Genomic DNA, 4,737 nt, shown 5'->3' on the forward strand with positions numbered 1-4,737 from the left:
AATTAAATCCTGCGTTTTTAGAAAATATATGTACTGTACAAAATTGTAAAAAATGTGGTAAAGACCTTACTTCAACTGGTATAGTTACAAAAGTAAAAACAGAATACGATAATGATTCTAATAGCTTTATAACAGCTAAAAAATCTTATCACTGTGCAGAATGTGATAACGAGCTAACAGATTATCAAATTAATTACTTTAAATTATAAAATCATATAAAAATATTTGAAATTAAAACTGTGAGCTAGATATAAAAATTTAGCCTCACAGTTTTTTTATCCTATCAAAAACATTGCCATATCTAATAAATTGATAACTTAAATTATCAACAAACATACTTTCCATAAATTTACACTTATCTATTTTTATGTTAAAATATAATTAAAATTCATACTATTTAGATAGGAATTATATATTATATTTAAAAGGAGAACTCAAATGAACATAAAAAATTTAATCGATGAATTAGCAGAAAAACATATATTAAAAAAAGAAGAGCTTATTTATATTATAGAAAACATAAATGATGAAGATATAAAATATTTAACTAAAAAGGCTTCTTCTCTTAGAGATAAATACTATGGCAACAAAATCTATCTAAGAGGTCTAATCGAGTTCACTAATTACTGCAAAAACGACTGCTACTACTGTGGAATAAGAAAATCAAACAAAAATGCAGATAGATACAGACTCTCACTAGATCAGATTTTAGAATGTGCAGATATTGGCCATGCACTAGGATACAGCACTTATGTTTTACAAGGTGGAGAAGATCCGTATTTCACTGATGATAGAATAGTAGAAATTGTAAAAGCTATAAAAGCAAAATACCCCGACTGCGCTATTACATTATCTATAGGTGAAAAAAGCTATGAATCATACAAAAAATACTATGATGCCGGTGCAGACAGATATTTACTTAGACATGAAACTGCCAATGAAGAGCATTATAGAAAATTACACCCTGAAAATATGAAGCTATCAAATAGAATTCAATGTCTTCGCAATTTAAAGGAAATCGGTTATCAAGTAGGTGCTGGATTTATGATTCATTCACCTTATCAAACACCTGAGACATTAGCTGAAGATCTATTATTCTTAAAAGACTTAGATCCTGAGATGGTTGGTATAGGGCCTTTCATCCCACATCACGACACTCAATTTAAGGATGAGCCAGCTGGTACTGTTGAAGAAACTACCCTTATGCTGTCACTAATTAGATTACTGCTACCTACTTGCCTATTGCCTGCTACTACAGCCTTAGGAACAATAGATCCAGTAGGACGCGAAAAGGGATTTGATGCTGGTGCCAATGTGGCTATGCCAAACCTATCACCTACTTCTTCCAGAAAAAAATATGAGCTTTACGATAATAAAATATGTACTGGCGACGAGGCCGCAGAATGTAGACATTGTATCGAAAATAGAATCAATATAGCTGGATATGTTTTGGATATGTCTCGTGGAGACAATATTACATGGACTAGAAAATAATAATAAATTCCTTTTAAATGAAAAACTGAGCATGACCTTTATACAAGATCATTGCTCAGTTTTTTTGGATTTATTATGCTTAATATTTATATATTAACTAAGGGATATCTATTTTATATTGGAATTGTTATTGTTTTTTATTTTGGGGAAATTGTTTTATTCAAATAAGGCAGTTGATAAATATCTTTCACCTGTATCTGGTAATAAAACAACTATATTTTTACCTTTATTTTCAGGTCTTTTAGCTAATTCTGTTCCTGCATGTATTGATGCACCAGCTGATATACCAACTAATAAACCTTCTGTTTTTGCCACTGCTCTTGATGCGTTAAATGCGTCTTCATTTTCAACAGGGAATATTTCATCTACTATGTCTAAATCTAATACCTTAGGAACAAATCCTGCACCTATACCTTGGATCTTATGTGGTCCTGGTTTGTTACCTGAAAGTACTGCTGATGAAGCAGGTTCTACTGCAACTATTTTTGCATTAGGGTTTTGTGATTTTATGTATTTTCCTATACCTGTAACTGTACCACCAGTTCCAACACCAGCTACGAATATGTCAACTTTTCCATCTGTGTCTCTCCAGATTTCTGGTCCTGTAGTTTCAAAATGTATCTTAGGGTTAGCTTCATTTTCAAATTGTTGTGGAATGAAGGCATTTCCGTATTCTTCTTTCAATGCTTCTGCCTTAGCTATTGCACCCTTCATACCATCAGCACCTGGTGTTAATACTATTTCAGCACCTAATGCAGCTACTATTCTTCTTCTTTCTATACTCATTGTTTCTGGCATAGTCAATATTAAATGCAATCCTTTTGTAGCAGTGACAAATGCTAGTCCTATACCAGTGTTACCACTAGTAGGTTCAATTATTACTGTATCTTTATTTATTTTACCTTCTTCAATAGCAGTTTCTATCATTGCGTTTGCAACTCTGTCTTTTACACTTCCAAGTGGATTGAAGTATTCAAGTTTTGCTATTAAGTTTGCTTCTAATTTATTTTCTTTTCCATAAGCTTCAAGTTCAAGCAAAGGTGTATTTCCTATTAAATCAGTTAATTTTTTAGCTATTTTAGACATTTTATTCCCTCCTAAATTATTACATCTATATATAATCTTCGTTTTCCTTTTTATATTAAACTTTATTCTCTATTAAACCCGAATCTCTATCTATTATTTAACAGCTTTAAAAGCTTCGTCTAAATCTTGTATAATATCGTCTATATGTTCTGTACCTATTGATAGACGTATTGTATTTGGTTTTATACCGCAACCTAATAATTCTTCTTCACTTAATTGAGAATGTGTTGTAGACGCTGGATGTATTACTAGCGATTTAACATCTGCTACATTAGCAAGTAGTGAGAATAATTCTAAATTATCTATGAAGTCTTTTGCTGTTTGAGCATCTCCTTTTATTTCAAAAGTGAATATTGAACCACCACCGTTTGGGAAGTATTTCTTATATAATCTTTGTTGTTCTGGATCATCTGTTACAGATGGATGGTGAACTTTTTCTACTTGTGGATGATTATTTAAGTATTCTACAACCTTTAATGCGTTTTCTACATGTCTTTCAACTCTTAGTGATAATGTTTCTAATCCTTGTAAGAAGAAGAATGCATGGAAAGGTGAAATTGTAGCACCTGTATCTCTAAGTAATATTGCTCTTATCTTTGTTACGAAGGCTGCTGGTCCAACTGCTTTTGTGAAGCTTACTCCGTGATAGCTTGGGTTAGGTTCAACCAAACTTGGGAATTTTCCTGATGCTTCCCAGTCAAATTTACCACCATCTACTATTACTCCACCTATAGTAGTACCATGACCTCCTATGAATTTAGTAGCTGAATGAACTACTATATCTGCACCGTATTCTATTGGTCTTATAAGATAAGGTGTACCGAAAGTATTGTCTATTACTAGTGGTATCTTATGAGCATGTGCTATTTTTGCTATTTCTTCTATATCTACTACATCTGAATTTGGATTTCCTAATGTTTCTATAAATACTGCCTTTGTATTTTCTTGTATTGCATCTTCTATAGCTTTTTTATCAGCTGGATCTACAAATGTTGTTTGCACTCCATATTCTGGGAATGTATGTGCTAAGTAGTTGTATGTACCTCCGTAAATATTATTAGCTGCAACTATATGGTCTCCGTTTTGAGCTAAGTTTTGGAATGTATAAGCTAATGCTGCTGCTCCTGATGCTACTGCTAATGCTGCAACCCCGCCTTCTAGTGCTGCTATTCTTTGTTCAAATACATCCTCTGTTGGGTTTGTCAATCTTCCGTATATGTTACCTGCATCGCTTAATCCGAATCTAGCTGCTGCATGATCGCAATTTTTAAAAACATATGAAGATGTCTGATATATTGGAACTGCTCTTGCATCTGTAACTGGATCTGGTGATTCTTGTCCTACATGAAGTTGTAGTGTTTCAAATTTTAAATTTCTATCTTTTCTACTTATTTTAGTTGTCATATTTATTGCCCCCTGTAATTATATTATTTATTTCAATTTTTTAATTTCCAATTCCTACCTGTTTGGTATGATTTAATAATAATCGATATTTCATACTATGTCAATAGGAAATATATAAAATATTTCAAAAAAAAATAAACCACCTAAAATATTTGCTATTTTAAGCGGTTTTTCACAAATTAAATAATATAATTATTATTTTTATTTAGTTGCCATTGAACTAAATCCTCAAGAGTCACATTATCTACAACATCACTTATAGCTTTGTCCAATTTTTTCCACAATTCTAAAGTTGCGCATTGAGCTTGTCTACTACATTGGTTTACCTCATCATCTAAGCAAGCAACTGGACTCAAACTTCCTTCTGTTAATCTCAAAATCATACCTACTGTATAGTCTTTTGGATGTTTAGCAAGTCTGTGCCCTCCTTGAGGTCCTCTTATACTTTTTATAAATCCAGCCCTATTGAGTATGGATATTATTTGTTCTAGATATTTATCAGATATTTCTTGTCTTTTAGCGATATCTCTTATTCTTATACACTTTCCTTCGTCATTTATAGCTAAGTCAATCATTAAGCGTAATGCATATCTTCCTTTAGTTGAAATCTTCAAATTACCCATCTCCTTATCTAAAATATTTTATAATTATAACTTATATACTAATTTACAAATCTTTTAATTAGTATATCATATTTTTTAGATATACAAAAAGGACCCTGGTTATTTTTTTGGAGGGGTCCTTTCGTTAGGT

Annotated in this window: 4 protein-coding genes and 1 pseudogene; 2 read left to right on the top strand and 3 right to left on the bottom strand. The window is 31.8% G+C overall.

Translation table 11 applies throughout. The features are described from left to right. Both MR593_RS08570 and hydE read left to right on the top strand, forming a co-directional pair. Positions 1-209: pseudogene (locus tag MR593_RS08570) on the top strand (hypothetical protein); the annotation flags it as partial. 229 nt (positions 210-438) lie between these two features. Further along, entirely contained in the window at positions 439-1,494 is a 1,056-nt protein-coding gene (hydE, locus tag MR593_RS08575; protein WP_331474772.1) for a [FeFe] hydrogenase H-cluster radical SAM maturase HydE, read from the top strand. 156 nt (positions 1,495-1,650) lie between these two features. Here the strand turns inward: hydE and cysK are convergent, their stop codons facing one another. From cysK to MR593_RS08590, 3 genes are all read right to left on the bottom strand, one after another. Then, a complete protein-coding gene (gene cysK / locus MR593_RS08580; RefSeq protein ID WP_290691896.1) occupies positions 1,651-2,580 on the bottom strand; it encodes a cysteine synthase A in 930 nt (309 codons plus the stop codon). Between the two features lie 93 nt (positions 2,581-2,673). Further along, on the bottom strand, positions 2,674-3,984 hold the full coding sequence (locus MR593_RS08585; protein WP_290691898.1) for an O-acetylhomoserine aminocarboxypropyltransferase/cysteine synthase family protein: 1,311 nt from the start codon (positions 3,982-3,984) through the stop codon (positions 2,674-2,676). Between the two features lie 179 nt (positions 3,985-4,163). Beyond that, positions 4,164-4,598, bottom strand: a complete 435-nt coding sequence (locus MR593_RS08590) for an Rrf2 family transcriptional regulator (RefSeq protein WP_290691899.1) — start codon at positions 4,596-4,598, stop codon at positions 4,164-4,166. Positions 4,599-4,737: the final 139 nt, after the last annotated feature.

The organism is Intestinibacter sp., from assembly GCF_022780145.1.
In the GTDB taxonomy this organism is placed as follows: domain Bacteria; phylum Bacillota; class Clostridia; order Peptostreptococcales; family Peptostreptococcaceae; genus Intestinibacter.

What these genes read in the sequence shown, in the direction of transcription:
- hydE (WP_331474772.1), top strand. Translation starts at nt 439, where the DNA reads ATGAACATAAAAAATTTAATCGATGAATTAGCAGAAAAACATATATTA.
- cysK (WP_290691896.1), bottom strand. Translation starts at nt 2,580, where the DNA reads ATGTCTAAAATAGCTAAAAAATTAACTGATTTAATAGGAAATACACCT.
- MR593_RS08585 (WP_290691898.1), bottom strand. Translation starts at nt 3,984, where the DNA reads ATGACAACTAAAATAAGTAGAAAAGATAGAAATTTAAAATTTGAAACA.